This is a genomic window from Streptococcus lactarius, from assembly GCF_016642265.1.
GTDB lineage: Bacteria > Bacillota > Bacilli > Lactobacillales > Streptococcaceae > Streptococcus > Streptococcus lactarius.
Genome location: NZ_MRXX01000006.1, coordinates 119,098 through 142,821, shown reverse-complemented (window position 1 = coordinate 142,821; position 23,724 = coordinate 119,098). Strand labels below are relative to the sequence as shown.

The window sequence follows — 23,724 nt, the reverse complement described above, 5'->3', positions numbered from 1 at the left end:
TTTTTGTTATAATGATAGAAAACGAAAAAGGAGGCCCAAAAATGGCTATTAAATTTTCTAAGACAGATGATCTTGATAAAATGTTTGAAAACTTTGCGAGTTTTCCAGATGTAGAAAAAAAAGTCGATTTCCCAGATGAGAAAAAGAAGCCTCAAAAAGCTCTTAAAAAAGAAGACGAGAAGGCTAAATAACTATGGCCCTCTTTCAACACCTACCCTCAAGCGTCTTGCAGGCTGGGGCTATTTTTCTTTCGATTATCATTGAGGCCCTGCCCTTTGTCCTAATCGGAAGTATCATTTCAGGGATCATTGAGGTCTATATCACCCCCGAGAGGGTCTACCGCTTTCTCCCCAGAAATAAATTTGGGCGGATTTTCTTTGGGACTTTTGTCGGTTTCATCTTTCCTTCCTGCGAATGTGGGATTGTTCCTATTATCAATCGCTTTTTAGAGAAGAAGGTTCCTAGTTATACTGCTGTTCCCTTTCTGGTGACAGCACCCGTCATCAATCCCATCGTTCTCTTTGCAACCTATTCTGCATTTGGAAACTCCCTAAAGATGGCTCTCTACCGCGCTTTGGGATCCCTTCTTGTCGCAACGGTGCTTGGGATCTTTCTTGGTTTTATACAGACCGACTCGATCCAAAAAGAACAGCGCAAGGCTGTGCATGAGCATAATTTTAGTGGCTTGAGCAAAGGGAAAAAACTCTTCCAAGTCTTGGTGCAGGCCATTGATGAATTCTTTGACACAGGACGCTACCTGGTATTTGGTTGCCTCTTTGCTAGCCTCGTCCAGGTCTATGTCCCAACACGGATCCTCACCTCAATCAGTGCGACACCGGTTGTGGCCATTCTCTTACTGATGGTTTTGTCCTTTCTCCTGTCACTTTGTAGCGAGGCTGACGCCTTTGTTGGATCCTCTCTTCTGAGCAGTTTTGGACTAGCGCCTGTTCTAGCCTTTTTGGTGATTGGGCCTATGCTTGATGTCAAAAATCTCCTCATGATGAAAAATTATCTCAAGGCTCGTTTCATCTGGCAATTTATCGGAATTGTTTGTGGAGTTGTGCTCCTTTATGCTTGGTTTGTGGGGGTAGTGCTATGATTCGTTTCTTGATATTAGCTGGCTATTTTGAACTCACCATGTATTTGCAATTATCTGGTAAGCTCAATCAATACATCAACTTACACTACTCTTACTTGGCATATATTTCCATGTTCTTGTCCTTTGTTTTAGCGCTTGTGCAGCTGATTATCTGGGTCAAACAAATGAAAATCCACAGTCATCTCTCTGGCTTCTGGGCAAAAGTGGCGAGTATCTTCTTGCTCTGTATTCCTTTGTTTGTCGGTCTATTTTTCCCAACCGTAACGTTAGATTCCCAAACAGTCTCTGCCAAAGGCTATCACTTCCCAGTGGCGGCTGGTTCTTCCAAGGAAATCCAGCAGGACGAAGGAACAACCACTCAGTATCTCAAACCGGATACCAGTAGCTATTTCACCAAGTCTGCCTATGAATCAGAAATGAAGCAGGCAGCAAAGAAATATGTGGATAAAAAGGTAATCCAGGTGACCACTGAAAATTATATGGAAGTCATGGAAGTCATTTATGACTATCCAGACCAATTTGCAGGAAAGACGATCGAGTTGACCGGCTTTGTCTACAATGACCCTAATAACAAGGGCAGCCAATTTCTCTTTCGCTTTGGAATCATCCACTGTATTGCAGATTCTGGCGTCTACGGCCTCTTAACGACCGGGGCCCCTCAGCATTTCGAAAACAATACTTGGATCCAGGCCAAAGGAACCTTGTCCATTGAATACCACAAGCAACTCAAACAAAGCTTGCCAGTCCTCCACATTAGAGATTGCCAGACCATTACAAAACCCGACAATCCTTATGTCTATCGCGTATTCTGATGGAGCTTGGGTTGTGAGTCAAATATCTTATACCAGTCAAAGCTAGAACCAACCTGTGTTCTAGCTTTTTCTTTCACCGAGTCACACTCAATTGGAAATTGTGAGGAACTTAGTTTCTGTATAGGAAATCTTGTAGATTTTATGGTAAAATATGGTTAATAAAATAGGAAATAGGTACTTAAATGTCTTCAAAAGTTATTGTAACCATTTTCGGAGCTAGTGGCGATTTAGCCAAACGAAAGCTCTATCCATCCCTTTTTAGACTCTATAAATCAGGAAATCTATCTGAACACTTTGCGGTGATCGGAACAGCCCGCAGACCATGGAGCAAGGAATACTTTGAATCAGTTGTGGTAGAATCCATCACAGACCTCGCAGATAGCCCTCAACAAGCCCAAGAATTCGCTAGTCATTTCTACTACCAAAGCCATGATGTCAATGATACCGAACATTACATCGCTCTGCGCGAATTGCAAAGCACTCTGGATGAAAAATACCAAACGGAACACAACAAGGTCTTCTTCTTATCTATGGCTCCTCAATTTTTTGGAACCATTGCTAAACACCTGAAATCAGAAGGCATTGTGGATGGACAAGGCTTTGAGCGCTTGATCGTTGAAAAACCTTTTGGTACAGACCTAGAAACGGCCAGTCAACTCAACAAGGAACTGGAAGAAACCTTCGATGAAGAACAAATCTTCCGGATCGACCACTACCTTGGAAAAGAAATGATCCAAAATATCTTTGCCATTCGTTTCGGCAATCTGATTTTTGATAACCTATGGAACCGAGACTTCATTGACAACATCCAAATTACCTTTGCAGAACGCTTGGGTGTTGAAGAACGCGGTGGCTACTATGATCACTCTGGAGCCCTTCGGGACATGGTGCAAAACCATACCCTTCAGCTCTTGTCTTTGCTTGCTATGGATAAGCCTGCTACCTTTACCAAGGATGCGATTCGTGCTGAAAAAGTTAAAGTGTTCGAGCAAATGCACAATCCTACTGATGAGGAATTAAAGAAATTCTTCATCCGTGGCCAATACCATTCTGGAACCATCGAAGGAAAAAAAGATATCTCTTATCGCAGTGAACCAAATGTCGATCCTGAATCTACTACGGAAACCTATGCTTCTGGAGCTTTCTTTGTTGATAGCGATCGGTTCCAAGGAGTACCTTTCTTCTTCCGTACTGGGAAACGTCTAACTAAGAAAGGAACCATGGTCAATGTGGTCTTTAAGCAAACAGATTCTATCTTTGGAGACAGTTTACGACCTAACGTCTTGACCATCTATATTCAGCCAAATGAAGGCTTTTCATTGAGCATCAATGGAAAAGAAGTGGGCGAGCAGTTCAGTATCGCGCCGATTTCCTTTGACTACGAAACAGATGCGACCGCAACTGGAGCTTCACCAGAGCCATATGAAAAATTGATTTATGATGTGTTGAACAATGATTCCACCAATTATAGCCATTGGCACGAAGTTCGCGCTTCATGGCAATTAATTGATCGAATTGAAAAACTCTGGGCTGAAAATGGAGCACCGCTCTATGAGTACAAGTCAGGGTCCATGGGACCAACTGCTTCTGATGGTCTCCTTACAGAATACGGAGCAGAATGGGTGTGGAAACCTGAGCCTAAGAATTAAGACAAGCCACCTTCGGGTGGTTTTTTGAATGTAGATAAACTGTTTTTTTACATAAAACATCCTAAGTAGTGCTATAAAAATAAAATGAGATAGTGTATTAGGTACATTGAAGTACAACTGAAGCTTTCCGTCGTGAGAAAAGTGTTAGAAACATTAGTGTTTCTAACACCCGGGAGTTTTGGAACTTCAGGTCCAAAACTAAGTCATGGAACTTCTTCGAAGTTCGCTGACGTCCGTACTCACCTAAGGAAAGTTTCTAAGATGACTTTGTCTTCAATCTAAAGCCACTTTCGGGTAGTTTTTTTATTCCAATGACACAAAAAGACAAATTGCCCTTCTAACAATTTGTCTTTTTCTATTGTACGGTTAAATCAATCCTTCTAAAAGGCCACGCATGAAGTTTTCTGAGTTAAATGGTCCGATGTCATCAATCTTTTCTCCAAATCCAATCAACTTCACTGGAATATCCAATTCTTCACGAATCGCAAGCACGACCCCACCTCGAGCCGTTCCATCAATCTTGGTTAAGACAATCCCAGTTACAGGTGTGATTTTTGAAAACTCTTTGGCTTGAACCAAGGCATTTTGACCCGTCGAAGCATCGAGCGCAAGTAAAGTTTCGTGCGGTGCCTCCGGCACAACACGCTTGATAATCCGTCCGATTTTTTCAAGCTCTGCCATGAGGTTGTCCTTGTTTTGCAGACGGCCAGCCGTATCAATCATCAAAATATCGACATTCTCGGAAATGGCGCGTTCCATTCCATCAAAGACAACGCTTGCCGGATCTGATTTTTCAGGGCCTGTCACAACTGGAACATCCACGCGACGTCCCCATTCTACAAGTTGAGCCACTGCTCCCGCACGGAAGGTATCCGCCGCAACCAATAGGACTTTTTTGCCTTCATGTTTGTATTTGTGCGCTAATTTCCCGATAGAAGTGGTTTTTCCGACGCCATTAACCCCAACAAAGAGCATAACCGTGAGGCCATCTTGAAAACGAATGGCTTCATTAAATTGGCCATCCTTTTCATACAAGTCTACCAATTTTTCGATAATCACGCGCTTGAGAGCATCTGGTTTTTTGGCATTCTCCAACCGGGCTTCATATCGTAATTCTTCAGTTAAATTGGAGGCAACCTGAACCCCAACGTCACTCATGATCAAGAGTTCTTCCAATTCTTCAAAGAATTCTTCATCGACTGAACGGAAATTGGCAAAGAAGGCATTGAGACGTGCACCCAATCCAGTCCGCGTCTTTTTTAAGCTACGGTCATATTTTTCCTGAATGGTCTCTTGCTGAGGTGCGACCTCGGATTGAGCTTCCTGATCTGGAGCTTCCACCACTGGTTCAACAACCGGTTCTTCCACTTCAACGGGTTCTTCTGCTGGTTCAACAGGAGATACTACTTCCGTAATTTCTTCTACCGGCTCAGCTGAGGCCACCTCTTCAGCAATTTCTTCTGCTGGCTCAGCAGGGATTTCCACTTCAGTAGGGGCTTCTGACGAATCCGGAGTTGCTACAAATTCAGTGATTGCTTCTACCGGCTCAGCTGAGACTACCTCTTCAGTAGTTTCTTCTGCTGGTTCAGCTGGGGCTTCCACTTCTGCAATTTCTTCTGCTGGTTCAGCAGGAGCTTCCACTTCTGCAATTTCTTCTGCTGGTTCAGCAGGGGTGGCTACTTCCGTGATTTCTTCTACTGGCGCTTGGTCCTCACTAGCCTCTACACTCTCTTTTTCTTCAACAAGAGGTTCCTCTGATGACTCTTCTTGAGTGACGGTTGAAACAGGTTGATGTGTGGCTGCAATTCGCTCTTTAAGCTCTTGGTAATAAGCCTCCATGTCAGAGATCTTTTGCTCGTCCCGGTCTTGGGAAACAACTTTTGGCTCCTCTGTATCAGCTACTTCTTGCTCTTTGTTTTCCATCACTTCTTCAGAAGTCGGAAGGACTTTTTCTGTCTTTTCTTTTTTACCAAATAAACGATCAAATAATCCCATTTATTCACTCTCCTTTAGCACATAATTTTCAATTGCCCATGCGACAGCATCTTGGTCGTTCGTCATAGGGGCAACAAGGGCTGCGACTTCCTTTACTTCTGGCACTGCATTTCCCATAGCTACCCCAAGTCCAGCCCACTGGATCATGGACAGATCGTTGGCTTCATCTCCACAGGCCATGACTTGATCCACTTCAAGGCCCAAGAAGGTGGCCAATGCTGCTAATCCCCTTGCCTTGTGAACATCTTTGGGGCACCATTCCAGTAGCATGTCCCGAGATTTAAAAATTTCATAGTTTTGAAAGAGCTCTGGCTTTATCTGTGCAATAGCTGAATCCAAAAATTCTTGATCAAAAGCGGTCACACACTTGTTATAGGAGATGGTGTCAGGTAAGTCGTTCGCACCCACCTCAATAAAGTTCAAGTACGGATTGTAACGGGAGTATAGAGACTTCCGATCCGCATGAATCTCATAAACAGTTCCCTCACTGATGGCATCAAGAGGAAGGCCTAGACGAGCTGTTTCATCATGGATACGATCGACATCTTCTTTCGTAAAAACGATTTTCGAAAGGATTTCGCCATTGTTTCGCTGCACCAAGCCACCGTTGAAGGTAATTGTATACTCTTCTTTGAGACCGGCTGTTCCCAATTCTTCCAAGAGAAAATCCATGGCTTTCAAGGGACGACCAGTGGTCAATACCACTTTGATACCTTGAGCCCGTGCAGCAGCAAGGGCCGCCCGATTACGGGTAGAAATCTTTTTTTCAGAATTAAGCAAGGTCCCATCTAAATCCAGTGCAATCAAGGCAATCTGACTCATAGTACTTCCTCCATATAACGCAGAACAGAACCAGTCGCGTGGTGGCCAATGACTGTTTCAGCAATGGCCAAGATTTCAGGGCGGGCATTCTCAGGCGCTACAGGATGGCCAACGACTTGCATCATATGGAGGTCATTTAGGTTATCTCCAAAAGCCATGACCTGATCCATCGAAATTCCTAATTTATCTGCTAAGGCCGTAATCGCCACGCCTTTGTCGACATAATCGAGGACAATATCAATGGATTCAAACCCTGTCGTCATTGCTTTGACACCTGCGATATGCTCATTGACCCATTTTTCTCCTTCAAAGACAAGAGCTGGATCAAAGTTGGTGGTTAATTTAAAGATATCATCCTGAATGTCCGCTAAGCTCTTGACCTTTTGGATATTTTCATTGTAGTGTTGGCTCAAGGCCAAATAGTCAGAGTCTACCGTTTCCAAAACATAACTTCCTTTTTTCCCTGTCAAGAGAACCTTGTTGGGATCCGCATAGGGAGAGGATTTCAAAGCTTCAAAAACACCCAAATAAAAGTCTTTGGACATGGTGGCTTCATAGAGATCTTCTCCATGAAATTCCACCACACTGCCATTTTCAGCGATAAAAATCATTTGGTCTTGAAACTCTTTAAAAAGGGTCTTTAGCGAAAGCAGGGCACGCCCACTTGCTGCAGCAAAATACACTCCCTTTTCCTCGCAACTCGCTAATACCTTGCCTAAGAGGGCTTGATCGTACTGATGTTGGTCATTTAGAAAGGTTCCATCCATATCCGTAGCGATCAATTTGATATCATTATTCTTCATTTTCTAAGTCTTTCAATTTTACTGAGACGATTTTAGAAACCCCTGATTCCTGCATGGTCACACCGTAAATGGAATCAGCTGCTGACATGGTTCCCTTCCGGTGGGTCACGACGATAAATTGGCTTTCCTTATCAAAGCGATTGAGGTAATCACCAAATCGTTTAACATTGGCTTCATCCAGAGCCGCCTCTACCTCATCCAGAATGACAAATGGAATGGTCTTGACGCGAATAATCGAGAACAAGAGGGCCAAGGCTGACAAGGCTTTTTCTCCACCACTCATAAGGTTTAAGGATTGGATCTTTTTACCAGGTGGTTGCACAGAAATCTCAACACCAGCTGTCAGAAGATCTGGCTCTGTCAGGATCAAATCAGCAGAACCCCCACCAAACATTTGACGGAAAGTAACCTTAAAGGATTCACGAATGGCTTCAAAGGTTGATTTAAAGCGTTCCTTGACTTCATCATTCATGTCGTTGATGGTAGACATGAGCATATTTTTAGCTTCCAAGACGTCCTCTCGTTGGCTAGAAAGGAAATCAAAGCGCCCCTTCACCTCATCGTACTGCTCGATCGCGTCCACATTGACAGGACCCAGCGCCTTAATGTCTTTTTCGATGCTCTTGAGCTGGTTTTCAGCTGCCGCAAGATTTTCAACAGGTTTGGCCTGTTCTTTGGCTTGGTCAAAGCTTTGCATGAATTCATCAGTAATTTGCGTTAAGAGCTTGTTCAAGCGATCTGCATGCTTTTCACGTGTCGCTTCAGCCTTAGCTTGTTGACGAATCCACTCTTCGTTTTTCTTGCGCGCTTGTTCCATCTGTTCTGCCACATCTTCGGCCTGGCCTTCCAAATCATCCAGCTCAAAGCGTTTTCGAATGATCCCTTGTTCCAAATCCGTTTTCTTGGCTTGTGCCTGTGTCAATTGGTTAGCTAGCTGCTCCCCATCGACTGTCTGAACTTGGGCATCGCCTTGTTCAATCAGCAATTGCAACTGATGCTCTTCTACTTCCAACTGAGTGATCGTTTCTTCCAAACGACGAGCATCTGTTTGCTCGTAACTTTGTTGACTTTTATATTCCGTCTGTTGGAGTCGCAGTCCTGCCAATTGTTCTTGCAGGTTTTGCACCTTTTGTTGCAGGACATCTTTATCCGACTTCATGGTTTCAATGTCGCGATTCAAGTTTTCTTTTTGAAGCTCAATCGCTGCCAATTGCTCGGTAAGGGACTCCTGCTCTTCTTGGAGAGATTGGGTCGCATCTGTTGCCAATTCTGACTTCAAGGCTTCTAATAGTTCCTGAATTTCTTGCAGTTGCTCTTGACTTTGTTGGTAGGCCAATTGGGCCCGCTGTTGCTCCAGACGCGCTTGCTCACCCTGGCTTTGAATCGAAGCCAGGTATTCTTGCGACTGCTTGAGCAGATTGTCCTTGGTCTCTACCTCCTGCTCTGCTTCTCTTAAACGAGCCTCCAGAGCTTGCATTTCCTGTTTCAAACTATCCAATTCTGGTTTGACAAAGACCGTATTTTGGGAACGATTGGCACCACCGGCGTAAGATCCTCCCGTCCGCAATTCGATCCCATCTAGGGTCACGATTCGAACTTGATAGTTGACTGTACGAGCCGCCTCACGCGCATGCTCCGTCGTGTCAAAGATGGCCGTTACTCCAAGCAAGTTTTGGAAAATCTGTTCAAAACGATGCTCATAGGTCACCAAGTCACTCGCAATTCCTAAAAATCCTGCACTAGTTTGAATCAACTCCATATTCCGCGGAGAGAGTTGGCGGGCTTTGATCGTCGTTAGCGGAAGGAAGGTTGCCCGTCCTAAGCGATTTCGTTTCAAGAAATCAATCGCTCGCGTTGCGGCCTTTTCATCCTCGACAATGATCTGTTGGCTACTAGCTCCCAGAGCAATTTCAAGCGCTGTTTGGTAGTCTTTTGAAAAACTCAAATTCTCACTAACAGCCCCGCAGATGCCTCCTAGACGGTCCGCTTCTTGTAAGACGCTCTTGACACCTGCATAGAAGTTACTATGGTTCCTCTGAATGGCTTCCAAGCTATTGATTCGCGCCCGTTTGTTCTTGCTCTCATCCATCAAGTCAAACATGGCCGTTTGAGCCTCTTGGTAGACAGCTTTGGCCTGCTCCACTTTTACCAATTGATCTTGGTATTCTGCTAATAGACCTTTGACCGTCGCTTGTGCCTGCTCTACCTCTTCCAATTGTCGGACTTCTTTTTCCTTGGCAGCTTCAAAATTAGATTGCGCCTTGGTCAAATCCTCTTGACGATGGCTAGATTCTTGTAGGAGTGCTTGGATCCGGCTCTCAATCGCTGTGCGCTCATTGGATTTTTCAGCTTCTGTCTGTAAGAGCGCCACATACTGCTCACGTAGATGCTCAATGACTTGTTCCGGATCTTCTTCGTAGTTGGCTAATTCTTTTTCCAACTGCTCTTGTTGCTGACGGTTCTCTGTCAGTCTTTGTTGAAGAGTTGCTAGCGTCTCTTGTTTTTGAGCCAGCTCTTGTTTTGCTTCTTCCAGACGGGCCAAAACAGCATCCAGTCGCTCTAGATTTTCCTTGCGGCTATGAGCTGCTTGACTCGATTGCAGCTTAGCGACTTCGATTTGCTTTTCCAAATCACTGATCAAACGAGTGACCTCTAGCAAGCTCGCCTGGTCCTCAGCCAAGTTTTCATCCAACTGATGGCGGACTTTCTTGATGCGGACATTGTCTTCTTCTAAAACCTGACGACGTTGGTAATAAGAGGACAACTGTTCTTGAATGGCTTTTTCTTCTTGATCAGCCTTTTCATAAAGGTCCTTTGTCAGATCGACTTGGGCAACCAAAACATCCAGCAAGAGTACCTGGCGTTCTTGATCCAATTCTAAGAAACGACGAGCAACCGTCGCTTGCTTTTCAAGAGGCTGGATCTGTCCTTCTAATTCATAGAGGATGTCCTCTAGACGGTCCAAATTCTCCTGGGTTTGGTTGAGTTTGGTCTCCGTTTCCTTGCGCCGCGTCTTAAATTTCAAGACACCAGCTGCTTCTTCAAAGATGGCACGTCGTTCTTCCGGTTTGGAGTTAAAGATCTCCTCCACCCGTCCTTGAGAGATGATGGAGAAGGAATCTCGTCCCAATCCCGTATCCATGAACAAATCATGCACATCTCTGAGACGTACTTTCTTACCATCGATCTTGTACTCACTGTCTCCTGAGCGATAAATATGGCGTTCGACCCGAATTTCTTTCCCCGCTTGCTGGATAAAACTGTCCTGGTTGTCCAAAACAACCGTTACACAAGCGTAATTCAAGGGTTTTCTCGCTTCTGTCCCTGCAAAAATGACATCGGGCATCTTGCCCCCACGTAGACTCTTGACGCTGGATTCCCCTAAGGCCCAACGCAAGCTCTCCGTGATATTTGATTTTCCAGATCCATTCGGCCCTACCACTGCAGTGACCCCTTTGTCAAATACGACTTTTGTCTTATCCGCAAAGGATTTAAAGCCTTGGATTTCAATCTCTTTTAGATACATGGCCCATCATTCCTCGTTTCAACTGCATTGCGGGCTGCTTCTTGTTCCGCTAATTTCTTGGAGCGACCATGACCACGACCTAGAGTTTTGCCGTTAGCGAATACTTCCACCTCAAACTCTTTGGCATGAGCAGGACCCGACTCACTAATCACTCGGTACTGGATCTCTACATCCCCATGAACCTGCAATAGCTCTTGCAGACGAGTCTTGTAGTCAATGACTTGAGAAAATTGACCCGTTTCAACCTTGGGAATCATGACCTGATAGATGAAGCGTTTGACAGCGTCCACCCCTTTATCCAGCAACAAAGCACCTAAAAAGGCTTCAAATAAGTCACCAAGGATGGTATCACGATCCCGGCCACCTGATTTTTCTTCGCCTTTGCCCAGTTTGATATAGAGATCAAATTGGCAATCCCGAGAAAACCCAGCCAGACTTTCTTCACGGACAATCATGGAACGGAATTTAGACAAATCTCCTTCCGGTCTGTTTGGGTGTTCCTTATACAAATATTCGGAAATAACTAATTGAAGAACAGCGTCTCCTAAAAATTCCAAACGTTCGTTATGTGAAATTTTTAAGAGGCGATGCTCATTAGCGTAAGAAGTGTGCGTAAAGGCGGTTTCTAATAAACCGGTATCTGAAAAAACGATTTGAAACCGTTCCGATAACAGGGCTTGTAATTTCTCCATGGAAAGCCTACTTTCTAATAAATTCATACTTCTTAAGTATACCAAAAAAGAAGCACGAACGCACTTCTTTTCCTAGTTCTAGGGCCTGATTTCTCCATTTTTAATCAGGATGTTCTTCTGTTGGTTTTTCAGGCTTATTGGGGATTACTTTTAAGAGATAATAGGTGATAAAAATCGTCAAAGCCCCTAAAGCAAGCTTCACCCAAATAATCGGTGCCAGATAGATGGAAACGCCCATCAGAATGTAGATCTGAAGAAGAATCCATTTCTTCCGTTCTTTGGCAATCGATTTGGTTTCTCGGTAATCCGCTACATACACTTGATAGAGCTTGGTCTGGTAAAGCCAAGTTTCAAAGCGTTTGGAACTTTTGGCAAAGCAAGCCATAGACAACAGTAAAAAGGGGGTTGTCGGTAAAATTGGCAAAGGAATTCCAATAATTCCTAGTCCCAATGATATAAAACCAATCGTAAGATAAACAAGGCGCATTTTCTTCTCCTTTGCATGATGCGTTTCTATTAAAAGCCAGTCCTTAGTTGACTTACTAGCTTTTGCTAATCCTTTCTCAATTTTTAAAAAAAGCAACTAACACCACAGCATAGACTAGAAGAAGCAAGGTCCCATAAAGGATTCCAGCCCATTTATAATAGCGATTCACACCACAATAACGCTCCACATAAGCTCTACTCGGTTTTTCAGGATCATACCAGACTGTCATCGAAGAGCAAAGTGGAAATTGTGTCTGAAGAACTGTATTAAAAGAAACAAATGAATTTCGATAAAAGGTAATCGAATTGGCTAACATATCTTCTCTAGTATAGATGTTTGGCACATTTCTAGGTCCCCATGGAGTCGAGATCGTTTTTACCAGAAAATAACGAAAAGATTTTTTATAAGCCACGCCATTTACCGTGTATTCCACAATCGGAGGATTTCCTGCCCGAAAGCTATTATAGCCCACAACGGTTCCTTTGATGGATGATGTAGCAAGCCGAACCATCTTTTTATCACGGAAATAAAGATAAAAATAAGTCCCACTCAAAAAAACCAAGGCTAAAAAGATAATTACAGTTGAGAGCCAAAGCATTAGCATTTTAGTTGACATTTATTTCTCCCCCAAATTTGATTGGTAGTGCTCTAAAAACTCTTCTTCACTTTGAACGATATGTTCTTTTCCATCTTTCGAACTAGTTGCAGGAATAGTTAGGTTCTTAAAGATATTGGTATCTTTGGGAACAACCAATTTCAAAAAAGAGATTTTGAAACGAACATCTTCTTTTCCAAGGAAATACAATTCAGATAGCGAACCTTTACTCAATATATCATATACTTTTGGATACTTGCTTACTAAAGAATCTGCTTGAGCTTTTTTAGTAAACCAAAACGCTGACCATACAAAATTAAAATGTTGGTTTGAAAGTCTGTCATATTTATTGAGTAAATCCTCAAGACCTTCTTTATTTTGCCATGCTTTTTGATTTACATCATAAAAGTCCTTACCTGTTTTTCCAGATGATGTTTTAGAAATAATTTTCCCCGTTTCTATATCTATGATACCAATAAAAGTTTTTGAGTTTGATTTACTATTCACTGCCATCTTTATAGGCAAATAAGTTTTTCCTTCTTCAGATTGTAACAATTTTGAGGAATCGGCAACATTAATTGGAACATAATTTTTATTATATTCCCTCACCATCTTAAACACATCATAAGTTTTTTGTTTAATCGTATTGTCTTTTGTATCGTAAACATCTAATAACCAGTATTCTCCTTTTTCAGGGATATTACTCTTTAAATAAGGAACTTTATCCTTTTCACTTAACCAGTACTTATATGCTGCCGACTTCAATTTGTAACTCTGCCGAATAATAAAACGTTCACCATGCATCTCAATTCTATTGTTTCTGATGTCAATACGAGGATCATATTTCTTAGCCTCTTTCGCTTCCTTTAATTCAGCTTCGTTATCCCAGCTAATTGCTACCGCTTTATGATTAGCAATAAATTCATAATCTGTAATTTTTGCTCTCGGGCTCCACATGACAAACTGGGTTAGTTCATGCTTATGATAAGCCTTATATGCAAGACTGGCTCCTGTGATAGCAATTACAAGAAATAAAACTTGGACTAATTTTGATCTGATCATCTTTTTCATTTCTATTTTTCCTTTCTAGTGATTGAATAAGATCTAACTACCATTCAGATTGGTTCCATACTATTCTTTACATGTCAATTAATCAAAGGATTTTATAAATGATGAAGCATCCAAAATTCCTTCACTCCGTTCATCGTTCATTAAATCTATCCGTAAAGATGCAATGTTCTCATTCTATTACAGTAATACATCTTTCAATGAAATTATTGTCTAAATGATCCCATTTGACCTTTCAATATTTTGATAATCTTTCTAGTCTTAATTTCCTGATGAAAATGCATCACACAAGCAAAAGAAAGTAGATAAATCATCAGACACAAAAAATCAGTTTCTCTAATAAAAGTAACCAAGAAGAAAATCCCTAAAAAAGCAAAAAGAATCTTCATAATAAAAATTGCAAGCACCTTTGCTCTGAGTGTTTTGAGATCTTTTTCCTTCAAGACAACTGTTTTCCAACCAGTTCTCAGATCTTTTTTTCTCACCTTCGTTATTATCAACATTCCGAAAACTATCAGAGTTCCAATTATTGCAATACCGATATTGATCGTATACGGTAATCCCCAAAAGACTGAATTTAAGACACTTGCAATTCCTTTTAAAAGAAAGACTGCAAGTGGAGCAGCAACCATTATCCAATTCGAAGTATTTTTTTGATCTTGATATTGAAATACTTCGTTTTCTTCATCAAAATAAATCCATTTCAAATCCAAATAACCAATATATGTTTTCAAAATTAACATTTCTCCGTCGATTTATTAATGAGATAAAGTACTCTTATCATACACAAATTTAGGGCAAAGAGCAAATTCATCACTAGATGTAGATTTCCTCAAATATGCTATAAAAAAACCACCCGCAGGTGGTTTTCCATCTTATATCTTCGTCAATGGAGTTGCAGTGTCTGGCGAGGTATCCAGCACTTCAAAATCATGACCGACTGCTAGATCTGCCCGAGCCAGTTGGTTCTCCATGGTCATATGGGCCAATTCTTTGATATTGTTCTCTTTTGACAAATGCCCCAGATAAATCTTTTTGGTACGATTTCCTAAGGTACGGATCATGGCATCTGCCCCATCTTCATTTGAAAGGTGACCCAGATCAGATAAAATCCGTTGCTTCAAGCGCCAAGCATAGGAACCTGCTCGAAGAATTTCCACATCATGGTTGGACTCAATCAAATAGCCATCTGCATCCGCGACGATTCCAGCTAAGCGATCACTCACATAGCCCGTATCCGTCAGCAAGACAAAGCTCTTCCCATCCTTCATCAAGCGATAAAATTGAGGGGCTGTAGCATCGTGACTGACCCCAAAACTCTCGATATCAATATCTCCGAAAGTCTTAGTTTTGCCCATCTCAAAGATATGCTTTTGAGCATCATCGACCTTGCCGAGATACTTGGTTCCTTCCATGGCCTTCCAAGTAGCTTCATTAGCATAGAGATCCATTCCATACTTCCGCGCTAAAACACCCACACCATGGATATGGTCTGAGTGTTCGTGCGTAATCAAAATGGCATCTAAGTCTTCTGGTTTGCGATCAATTTCAGCCAATAGTCCCGTAATCTTTTTTCCAGATAAGCCTGCATCAATGAGCAGTTTTTTCTTTGGTGTCTCCAGATAAAAAGAATTTCCACTGGAACCAGATGCTAAAATACTATACTTAAATCCCTTTTCTGTCATTGACTCCTTACTCTTCCTCTTCTGAATCCCAGTCATCGTCTTTGATCGCATCCTTGTCATATGGCAAGACAATGGTAAAGGTCGAGCCCTTGCCATACTCACTCTTGGCCCAAATAAAGCCCTTGTGCTGCTTGATGATTTCTTTCGCAATGGCTAGGCCTAGACCAGTTCCACCTTGAGCCCGGCTGCGCGCCTTATCCACTCGATAAAAGCGGTCAAAAATACGAGGCAAATCTTTCTTTGGAATTCCCAATCCCTCATCAGAGATGGAAATAATCAACTGAGCATCTGTCGTTTTCATCCCGACTCTAATCGTCCCACCATCCGGTGAATACTTGATCGCATTATTCAAGAGATTGTCGATCACCTGCGTCATTTTGTCAGTATCAATTTCGACCCAGATCGGTGTAATTGGATACTCTCGAATGAGTTCATACTTTTTGGTATCCTCTTGCGATTGACTCTTGATCTTGTCAAATCGGTTCAAAATAAAGGTGATAAAGGCTGTAAAGTTAGTTAACTCAATCTCCAATTGACTGGTTTCGTTGTCAATGCGAGACAGACTCAAAAGGTCTGTCACCATCCGCATCATCCGGTTTGTTTCATTGAGCGAAACCTTGACAAAGTCCGGTGCAACGGGCTCAAATATAGCTCCATCGTCCAAGGCTTCCAAGTATGATTTGACACTGGTCAATGGGGTCCGCAATTCATGGCTGACATTGGAGACAAAGAGACGCCGTTCACGTTCTTCCTTGTCCTGCTCTGTCGTGTCATGCAAGACCGCTACTAGACCAGAGATAAATCCTGATTCCCGACGAATCAAAGCAAACCGTACACGCAAGCTCAAATATTCCCCATTTTCATCCTGAGAATCGATGGTCAACTCAGGCACTTCGGTAATCAAGGTTCGCAGATCATAGTCCTGCCCAATCGAGAGCAAATCCAAAATACTCGTATTCAAGACTTCTTCTGGATGAATATTTAATTGCTTGGCAGCCATTTCATTGACCATAATGATCTGCCCACGACGATTGGTCGCAAGCACCCCATCTGTCATATAAGAAAGGATACTGGTCAAGCGCTTGGTTTCCTGCTCCAAGTTTTCATGCGTGAGCCGAATCACCTCTGACAAATCATTGATACTATTAGTCATATCGGTCAATTCTGGGCTTCCTTGCATGTCAACAACTTCGGAATAGTCCCCTGCGATCAAATCCTTAATTTTGGCATTTAGTTGCCTCAACTTTACATTGTCCTTGCGGTTCTCCAGTAAGAACAAGGCTACGACGATCATAAAACCAATCGTAATCAGGACAAACACAAAGTTTGACGACATAACAAATTGTTTTAATTGATCAATCATTGTTTCTCATGTAATACCCGACACCACGGCGGGTCAAGATATACTCAGGACGTCCTGGTGTGTCTTCGATTTTTTCACGCAAGCGACGAACCGTCACGTCCACTGTCCGAACATCTCCAAAGTAATCATAGCCCCAAACGGTTTCAAGAAGATGCTCCCGTGTCATCACTTGTCCAACATGGGTCGACAAGTGATAGAGCAATTCAAACTCCCGATGGGTTAGATCCAATTCTTTATTGCCTTTTTGAACCAAGAAAGCATCTGGAAGAATGTGAAGATCTCCAATGACAATCTCAGTGTCGGCATCATTTTCAAGCTGAGAATCCGCAGCAAATTCAGAACGGCGCAACAAGGCCTTCACACGCGCCTGCAATTCACGATTTGAGAACGGCTTAGTCACGTAGTCATCTGCCCCAATCTCAAGACCGATGACCTTATCAAACTCCGTATCCTTGGCAGAAAGGACAATAATCGGCACATTGCTGGTCTTGCGAATCGTACGCGCCACTTCCAAACCATCAATCTCTGGCAACATCAAGTCCAAAATAATAATATCTGGATTTTCAGCCGCAAAAACTTCCAAGGCTTCCCGACCATCAAAAGCCGTCAAGACTTCATAGCCTTCTTTCGCCATGTTGAATTTAATAATATCTGAAATCGGTTTTTCATCATCAACTACTAATATTTTTTTCATCTTACATACCTGTTTCTAATGCTTCTTTTCCTAATCAAATCTCTATCTTCTTATTATATCAAACTTATGCAGAAATGTGGAGCCTCAATGGCTAGACTTTCAAATAAAAGCATGAAAAAAAGACTGAGATCGTTACATCTCAATCTTTTCTTTGTTCATTATTTCTCAACACGTGATTTGTTGACGATATCAGCTAGGATTGCTGCTACACACTCATCATGTTTAAACATTAAAACGGTCTCTTCTTTCAGAGGAGATACCGTTCTTCCTTCTTTGAATAAGGAATCTAAAATTTCTGGCTTTCTCTATCTGTTCAATTAATAGATTTCTTCAGAGAAAGACTGTAAAATTTTTGATATAATATGTAGGATGGACTGATGGATATTTAAAAGATAATGTTCAAAAAAATTATAAGTGAGAATTAAAAATATGTCAGTTTGGGCAGAAGTCTCTCTACCATCATCCATGTAGAAATAAGATTATATGAAATAAAAGGAATAACCAATGACCGGAAACTATTCAACACGTGAATTCCGAGAGAAACTATATGATGACCTTCATGTTCGATTAAGAGATACAGTAATTTTAATGTGTGCGATTTTTATTGCCTCTATAGGTCTAAATATGAATTCAACAGCTGTCATTATTGGAGCCATGCTGATTTCCCCTCTTATGACACCGATTGTTGGACTGGGGTTTGGTTTAGCTATTTTTGATACGCGTTTAATCAAGCAATCTCTAGAGGTTTTATTTACTCAAGTATTGGTCAGTTTGCTTGTCTCGACTCTGTATTTCTGGATTTCTCCCTTATCTTATGCAAGTAGCGAGTTGATTGCACGAACCTCTCCAACCATTTGGGATGTTCTCATTGCTATTGCTGGTGGTATAGCAGGTGTCATTGGTTCAAGGAAAAAAGAAGCAAACAATATCGTGCCTGGAGTAGCCATTGCAACAGCTCTGATGCCACCTATCTGTACTGCAGGCTATGGTTTAGCTAATGGAAATGTGCGATTTTTATTTGGGGCTCTCTATCTTTTCTTGATTAACTGTGTCTTTATCATGCTAGCCAACATTGTTGGAACAAGAATTTTGATGAGAAAATCTCCCTTAAGTTCATTTAAAGAGCTAAACATTAAAATGAGAATTGGGTTGATATTCTTAATTGTATTATTGGTTCTTCCAGCCAGCTATTCAGCAGTCACTCTGACGATGTATCAAGCACGAAAAGAAGGGATCAAACAGTTTGTAGGAAAAGAGTTCGCCAATCATACGGTCATTAATCAAGTCTACAAGTCTAGGGATAATGAATTGGTCTTGACAGTTGTTGGAGATCCGATTTCAGAAGAAGAATTAGAAACCATTCGCCAAAAACAAGCCTCTTACGGTATTCAATCTGTTCAATTGAAAGTCAATCAAGTCCATAATTCGACAAAATTAGATAGTGAGACGGCCAAGGAATTTTACGAAAACATTGACAAGTATATCGATCAAAAACTCTCTGAAAAAGATTCACAAAACGATCTCGTAAAAGAAAATGAGGCAGACAAGGACTGAGGATAGTCAATTTATCTAACTCATGGAAGCAAATCTTGGGAGGATATCTTATAACCAAAAGTTAGTGGATAGAAAAGATTGTTAATGAGGATACCTTTGTGGTGGTTTGACCAAACACTACTAGCTCAACTTAATCAAAATGTAAAAAAGCAACAACTATTTCAGTTGTTGCTTTTTAGGTGGCTGGAAATCTTAACCCAGCTTTTATTTCTTATTTTTCAACACGAGATTTGTTTGCAATATCTGCAAGAATCAATTCTACAAATGCATCTACTGGCATGGTTTCTGTTTCTTTTTGACCATAACGACGAACGTTTACAGCATTCTCGTCCATTTCCTTGTCCCCAACGATCAATTGGTAAGGAATCTTCTGAGTTTGAGAAGCACGAATCTTGAACTGCATTTTTTCATTGCGTTCATCGACATCGACACGGACACCACGGTCACGAAGTTTCTTCGCTACTTCCCAAGCGTAGTCCACATGTTTTTCGTTTGAAACAGGAATCACAGTGACTTGGTGAGGAGCAAGCCATGTAGGGAAGGCTCCCTTGTAGTTTTCAATGAGGATAGCTGTGAAGCGTTCCATAGTTGAGATAACTCCACGGTGAATCATAACTGGACGGTGTTCTTCGCCATCAGCTCCGATATAGTGGAGATCAAAGCGTTCTGGCAACAAGAAGTCAAGCTGGATGGTAGAAAGGGTTTCTTCTTTTCCAAGAGCTGTCTTCATTTGGATATCTAATTTTGGTCCGTAGAATGCGGCTTCCCCTTCGGCTTCGTAGTATTCAACACCCATGTCGTCAACGGCTGCTTTCAACATGCGTTGAGCATTTTCCCACATTTCATCGTTGTCAAAGTATTTGTGCTTATCTGCAGGATCACGATAAGATAGACGGAAGCGGTAATCCGTCAAGTTGAAATCTTCATAAACATCAATGATCAATTGAAGGATTTTCTTGAATTCATCTTCAATTTGTTCTGGAGCAACGAAGGTATGTCCATCATTAAGAGACATTTCACGCACGCGTTGAAGACCTGTAAGGGCACCTGATTTTTCATAACGGTGCATCATACCGATTTCAGCGATACGGATTGGCAATTCACGGTAAGAATGCACATGGTGTTTGTAGACTTCGATGTGGTGTGGACAGTTCATTGGACGAAGGACAAATTCTTCCCCATCCCCCATATCCATTGGAGGGAACATATCTTCACGGTAGTGGTCCCAGTGACCTGAAGTCTTATACAGTTCAACAGAAGCAATTGGTGGTGTGTAAACGTGTTGGTAGCCCGCAGCCACTTCCTTGTCCACGATATAGCGTTCGAGGATCCGACGAATCGTTGCACCGTTTGGCAACCAGAATGGAAGACCTTGACCAACTTCTTGAGAGATCATGAACAAATCAAGTTCTTTCCCAAGTTTACGGTGGTCACGTTCTTTGGCTTCTTCACGCATTTGAAGATAGTCCTTCAAATCTTTCTTGTCAAACCAAGCTGTACCGTAGATCCGTTGCATCATAGCATTGTCGCTATTACCACGCCAGTAAGCACCAGCAACGTTAAGAAGATGGAAGATTTGGATACGACCTGTCGATGGGACGTGTGGACCACGGCAGAGGTCTACGTATTCACCTTGACGGTAGATGGTCAAGCCACCAGCGTCTTCAGAGTGTTCTTCAATCAATTCTAATTTGTAAGGATCATTTTTGAAGATTTCACGCGCTTCATCCTTAGTCACTTCCTCACGGATAGATGGGAAGTTTTCTTTCACGATTTTCTTCATTTCTTCTTCGATACGAGGAAGGTCTTCGTTTGAGATTTGACCAGCTTGGTTGTCTGTATCGTAGTAGAAGCCATCTTCAATAGCTGGGCCAACACCCAAGTGGATATCTGGGAAGAGGCGACGAGCCGCTTGAGCAAACAAGTGAGCCGCTGAGTGACGCAAGATTGGAAGAGCATCTTCGTGATCAGGTGTCACGATTTCAATGCTTCCGTCTTCAGTGATGGCACGAGTTGTGTCAATCAATTTGCCGTTGAACTTACCAGCAAGAGCTTTTTTAGCTAGGGAATTGCTGATGGATTGAGCAATGTCAAAAGTTGTAACGCCAGATTCGAATTCACGAACAGCGCCATCTGGGAAAGTAATTTGAATCATGGTTTTCTCCTTAAATTAATTTCGTAAGTAATGTTAGGAAAGAGGTGCCTGCAAGCAGAGGATGAATAGAAAAAAGCGACATCCTCAAAAGGACGTCGCAACGTGGTTCCACCTTCATTTATGTTCCTCAAAAAAGAGGGACACCTCTGATTGGCTCTAACGTGGCCACCGTTTTATGTTTGCATAAAAGGAATACGAGTAGTCCCAAACCTATCCTCTACGCGATTTCCAGCTTCACGCGCTCTCTATTAGATTTCCTAGATTTGATATGTCTCTGACAGTTATTATAGCACGATTGAAAAATTTTGCAAGAAAAAGTTTTATTTTCAATCAAAGAAATGCGTGATTTTACGGATTTTCTTGACTTGTTTGACCGAAGCCTTCATCATTTTCACCGATCCATTGACCGGAAGAGCAATGACCTTGGTTGGAATTTTAACAATTTTCTTGGACATCCGTTTCATACGACTTTGTTCTGGAGTGATATCATTTGTAAAATCTTTGGAAATGATTTTATCCAGGTAAAATTCGTAGACCCGACGACCAAAGGTCGCTGCGGAAATATCATCAATCTTTGCAGCCCATTTGGCCTCATCGATTGCAGATTTAGCTTCAATCGCTTCTACAATAGCGGCTGCTAGATCACTTTCTTCATAGAAAAGTTTTCCAAACATGGGATCGTCTATCACATGGTCCAGATAAGGATTGCCATGGGCAATAACAGGCGTGCCACTAGCGATACTTTCCAAATAGGTCAAGCCTTGGGTCTCACTAGTAGATGCCGAAATAAAGAAGTCCGCCGCCTTATAGTAGAGAGCCGTCTCATTTGGCGGAATCATCCCCGTAAAGATCACCGCATCTGAAATTTCGAGCTTGGCGGCCTGCTTTTTCAAATCATCCAGATAAGGACCATCCCCAGCAACAATCAACTTAACTTTCGAATTGACCTGAAGGACATCAGGAAGGGCCGCAATGACAGCCTGAATATTTTTTTCATAAGAGACCCGCGATAGGCTCAATAAAAGCGTTTCATCTTCTGCGACTTCATATTTTTCACGAAGAGCCGCTGTCTCAGTCGGGGTGATCTCTGGTCGGTCAAATTTAGCCAGATCAATCCCTGTCGGAATAATGCGTTTTTCCGCCTTCACCTTGTACTTTTGGAGCAGGTCATAGACGATCTCGCTTGGGCAGATGACGCCGTCCAGATCATTCATGTAACTTCTCACAATGTATTTGACCATACTTGGGCGAATGACCATACCTCTCGCAATATAGCGGACATAGTCCTCATACTGGGTATGGTAGGTATGAATGACTGGAATCCGCAACTCGCGTCCAATCCAAACTCCCAAAAGGCCTAGTGAAAACTCAGTCTGGGTATGGATAATATCCAACTGGTATTGCTTGGCAATGGCAAGTGCCTTTGAAAAACCACGATAAGCAACCCGGCGGTCCTTAAAGGCGAAAAAAGGCACACTTGGAATCCGAATGATCTGCCAATCTTCATAGCGGTTCACATCTTTATCGGTCGTTGTAAAAATGAAGACCGTGTGACCCAATTTCTCTAATTCTGTTTTGAGCGTCCGAATACTGGTCGCCACTCCCGACACTTGCGGGAAATAGGTATCTGTAAATAACCCTACACGCATCTTACATCTCCAACACTGTTTGATAGGCTTCGACCAATTGATGGGCCACTAAGTCGATCGAACGACTTTCAGCAACCTTATAGCCAGCCTCCCGCTTGTCCACTTGTCCATTCAAGACCTTGTTCAAGGAATCCACAAACTCATCCACATTGTGGCACAATTCAGATGAGCTCTCGTCGATCCAGCCATTGTAAACGGGAATATCTCGCAAGACTGTATGCTGATGGCTAGCCAAGGCTTCTAAAACAACAATTCCTTCTGTTTCCTCATAGGATGGGAAGAAGAAAGCATCTGAACCCGTCATGGCCCCTTGGAAGACCGCTCCCTTGAAATAGCCAGGGAATTCCACATTACTTGGATGATCCTTTTCCACCAAACGGCGGATCTTACGCGGAATGATCCATTTGTTGATCGAACCAAGCCAAATAAAGCGCACATCCGGCATGCGACGGGCTACTTCTACGAAATCTTCAATCCCTTTACGTTTAAAATAAAGCCCTGCACAGATAACAACTTTTTGGCCTTCTTGGATATTAAAATGCTTGCGAAAGACTTCTTCTTTTTTCGGATCCTTCTTGTATTTTTCCAAATCAATCCCATTGGAGACGGCAATGATCGGAGTCGTCACTCCATAGGACTGGATCAAGTGTTTGGAATACTCAGAAGGCGTGATGACATAGTCTGCCTTTTGGTACATATGAGCCAAATACTTTCCAAACAAGGGCGCAAAAAGGTTAGATCCAATAAAGGAATTCTCAAAATCCTCACGGGTTGAATGGCCATGCATGATGACTTTTTTTCCACGACGTTTTGCTGCATGGAGCAAGAGAAAACTCCGAGGTCCATAGGTATTGATATGCACCACATCATAATCTCCCAAAATATCTGTCGTATAGGGAATTCCAGCCAAATCAAGTGCATGCATTTGGTGCTGCAAGGCTCGACCAATTCCTGATTTTTGTAGTACGGATTTTCCTTCTAAATACAGTAAAACTTTCATACCTTCTATTATACCGAAATAAAGAGTGCCCAGCAAGTCTCTACCTGTATAGGGTATAAAAAAGAGAGAGTGGGAC

General features: G+C 42.3%; 20 protein-coding genes and 1 pseudogene. 5 read left to right on the top strand and 16 right to left on the bottom strand.

Annotated features, from left to right (window positions below):
* Positions 1-41 precede the first annotated feature (41 nt).
* From BTU61_RS05250 to zwf, 4 genes are all read left to right on the top strand, one after another.
* Positions 42-191, top strand: a complete 150-nt coding sequence (locus BTU61_RS05250) for an SPJ_0845 family protein (RefSeq protein WP_200772636.1) — start codon at positions 42-44, stop codon at positions 189-191.
* A 2-nt stretch (positions 192-193) separates the two neighbouring features.
* Complete coding sequence (locus BTU61_RS05245) at positions 194-1,099, top strand: permease (protein ID WP_200772635.1); 906 nt, start codon at positions 194-196, stop codon at positions 1,097-1,099.
* Positions 1,096-1,911 carry a TIGR03943 family putative permease subunit gene (locus BTU61_RS05240; protein ID WP_200772634.1) on the top strand — a complete coding sequence of 272 codons (816 nt, stop codon included), beginning with the start codon at positions 1,096-1,098 and terminating at the stop codon, positions 1,909-1,911. Before BTU61_RS05245 ends, BTU61_RS05240 begins: the two co-directional genes overlap by 4 nt.
* A 182-nt stretch (positions 1,912-2,093) precedes the next feature.
* Complete coding sequence (gene zwf / locus BTU61_RS05235) at positions 2,094-3,560, top strand: glucose-6-phosphate dehydrogenase (protein ID WP_200772633.1); 1,467 nt, start codon at positions 2,094-2,096, stop codon at positions 3,558-3,560.
* Between the two features lie 366 nt (positions 3,561-3,926).
* Here zwf and ftsY read toward each other — a convergent pair whose 3' ends face one another.
* From ftsY to yycF, 12 genes are all read right to left on the bottom strand, one after another.
* A complete protein-coding gene (gene ftsY / locus BTU61_RS05230) occupies positions 3,927-5,555 on the bottom strand; it encodes a signal recognition particle-docking protein FtsY (RefSeq protein WP_200772632.1) in 1,629 nt (542 codons plus the stop codon).
* Positions 5,556-6,377, bottom strand: a complete 822-nt coding sequence (locus BTU61_RS05225) for a Cof-type HAD-IIB family hydrolase (RefSeq protein ID WP_200772631.1) — start codon at positions 6,375-6,377, stop codon at positions 5,556-5,558.
* Positions 6,374-7,180: a Cof-type HAD-IIB family hydrolase gene (locus tag BTU61_RS05220; protein WP_200772630.1), complete on the bottom strand. Its 807-nt coding sequence runs from the start codon at positions 7,178-7,180 to the stop codon at positions 6,374-6,376. Before BTU61_RS05220 ends, BTU61_RS05225 begins: the two co-directional genes overlap by 4 nt.
* A complete protein-coding gene (gene smc, locus BTU61_RS05215) occupies positions 7,170-10,706 on the bottom strand; it encodes a chromosome segregation protein SMC (RefSeq protein ID WP_200772629.1) in 3,537 nt (1,178 codons plus the stop codon). The genes BTU61_RS05220 and smc overlap by 11 nt, the downstream gene beginning before the upstream one ends.
* Positions 10,697-11,398 (bottom strand): ribonuclease III, encoded by a 702-nt coding sequence (gene rnc, locus BTU61_RS05210; RefSeq protein ID WP_200772628.1) that lies wholly within the window; start codon positions 11,396-11,398, stop codon positions 10,697-10,699. The genes smc and rnc overlap by 10 nt, the downstream gene beginning before the upstream one ends.
* 100 nt (positions 11,399-11,498) lie before the next feature.
* A complete protein-coding gene (locus BTU61_RS05205; RefSeq protein WP_200772627.1) occupies positions 11,499-11,885 on the bottom strand; it encodes a YbaN family protein in 387 nt (128 codons plus the stop codon).
* Between the two features lie 76 nt (positions 11,886-11,961).
* A complete protein-coding gene (locus tag BTU61_RS05200) occupies positions 11,962-12,501 on the bottom strand; it encodes a DUF3592 domain-containing protein (RefSeq protein ID WP_200772626.1) in 540 nt (179 codons plus the stop codon).
* Positions 12,502-13,551: a hypothetical protein gene (locus BTU61_RS05195; RefSeq protein ID WP_234700091.1), complete on the bottom strand. Its 1,050-nt coding sequence runs from the start codon at positions 13,549-13,551 to the stop codon at positions 12,502-12,504.
* Between the two features lie 203 nt (positions 13,552-13,754).
* Entirely contained in the window at positions 13,755-14,282 is a 528-nt protein-coding gene (locus BTU61_RS05190) for a hypothetical protein (RefSeq protein ID WP_200772625.1), read from the bottom strand.
* A 141-nt stretch (positions 14,283-14,423) separates the two neighbouring features.
* Positions 14,424-15,233, bottom strand: coding sequence for an MBL fold metallo-hydrolase (locus tag BTU61_RS05185; protein ID WP_200772624.1), 810 nt, complete (start codon positions 15,231-15,233; stop codon positions 14,424-14,426).
* Positions 15,234-15,240: 7 nt separating this feature from the next.
* The gene (gene vicK / locus BTU61_RS05180) at positions 15,241-16,596 is read right to left on the bottom strand and encodes a cell wall metabolism sensor histidine kinase VicK (protein ID WP_187540437.1); all 1,356 of its coding nucleotides are present in this window, start codon (positions 16,594-16,596) and stop codon (positions 15,241-15,243) included.
* Complete coding sequence (gene yycF / locus BTU61_RS05175) at positions 16,589-17,290, bottom strand: response regulator YycF (protein ID WP_200772623.1); 702 nt, start codon at positions 17,288-17,290, stop codon at positions 16,589-16,591. Before yycF ends, vicK begins: the two co-directional genes overlap by 8 nt.
* 504 nt (positions 17,291-17,794) lie before the next feature.
* On the opposite strand from yycF, the gene BTU61_RS05170 reads away from it, so the two are divergent.
* On the top strand, positions 17,795-18,844 hold the full coding sequence (locus BTU61_RS05170) for a DUF389 domain-containing protein (RefSeq protein WP_200772622.1): 1,050 nt from the start codon (positions 17,795-17,797) through the stop codon (positions 18,842-18,844).
* Between the two features lie 211 nt (positions 18,845-19,055).
* Here BTU61_RS05170 and thrS read toward each other — a convergent pair whose 3' ends face one another.
* The 4 genes and pseudogenes from thrS to BTU61_RS05150 all read right to left on the bottom strand — a co-directional run bounded on the left by thrS (position 19,056) and on the right by BTU61_RS05150 (position 23,648).
* Positions 19,056-20,999, bottom strand: coding sequence for a threonine--tRNA ligase (gene thrS, locus BTU61_RS05165; RefSeq protein ID WP_200772621.1), 1,944 nt, complete (start codon positions 20,997-20,999; stop codon positions 19,056-19,058).
* A 68-nt stretch (positions 21,000-21,067) separates the two neighbouring features.
* Positions 21,068-21,213, bottom strand: a pseudogene (locus BTU61_RS05160) (AAA family ATPase); the annotation flags it as partial.
* 112 nt (positions 21,214-21,325) lie between these two features.
* Entirely contained in the window at positions 21,326-22,648 is a 1,323-nt protein-coding gene (locus BTU61_RS05155) for a glycosyltransferase family 4 protein (RefSeq protein ID WP_200772620.1), read from the bottom strand.
* Position 22,649: 1 nt separating this feature from the next.
* Complete coding sequence (locus BTU61_RS05150) at positions 22,650-23,648, bottom strand: LTA glycolipid anchor biosynthesis glycosyltransferase, IagA/BgsA family (RefSeq protein WP_200772619.1); 999 nt, start codon at positions 23,646-23,648, stop codon at positions 22,650-22,652.
* Between the last annotated feature and the right edge of the window lie 76 nt (positions 23,649-23,724).